This window comes from Chloroflexus sp., assembly GCF_049970315.1.
GTDB lineage: Bacteria > Chloroflexota > Chloroflexia > Chloroflexales > Chloroflexaceae > Chloroflexus.
In genome coordinates this window covers 1-578 of the sequence record NZ_JBMFNE010000084.1, presented here as the reverse complement: position 1 = coordinate 578, position 578 = coordinate 1, and the positions used below count along the sequence as shown (strand labels likewise).

General features: G+C 54.0%; 1 protein-coding gene. It reads left to right on the top strand.

Features of this window, described 5'->3' with window-relative positions; genetic code table 11:
* Positions 1-4 precede the first annotated feature (4 nt).
* The coding region (locus tag ACP5OT_RS17680) for a Druantia anti-phage system protein DruA (RefSeq protein WP_428132901.1) at positions 5-578 on the top strand (574 nt) is incomplete at its 3' end.

The window sequence follows — 578 nt, the reverse complement described above, 5'->3', positions numbered from 1 at the left end:
GACTATGGACATCCAGACACTTGGGGCCGTACCACCCTACGATCGTCTATTGGGCGGGAAACTGATAGCACTAGTGGCAGCCTCTAATGAGATTCGCCAAGTCTATCGGCATAAGTATGCTGGACGTGCAACCGAGATGGAACAGCGCATCTTGCCGCCCCATCTCGTTGCGCTTACTACTACAAGCGCTTTTGGGCGGAGCAGCCTGTACAACCGCTTAAGATATAATGGAACAGTTATAGCGGAGTCTCTGGGTTATACGGAAGGCTATGGTACTTTTCACCTGATGGAACTTTACCCGTTGTTCCGCGAATTTTTGGAAAACCAGGGAATTTCGACGCGAGGAGGCTTTGGCACTGGCCCGCGCCGGAAATGGCAAACGATGGTGCGAGCGCTAGATCGGTTAGGTCTTCCGTCTGATCTGCTTCGTCACGGCGTAAAGCGGGAAGTGTTCCTGTTTCGCCTGATAGACAATTTGGAAGCGTACATGGAAGGCCGGGACACGGAACCAGTCTATCGCAACCTGCCATTCTCGGAGCTGGTCGCCTGGTGGCGAGAACGCTGGCTGCTGCCACGAG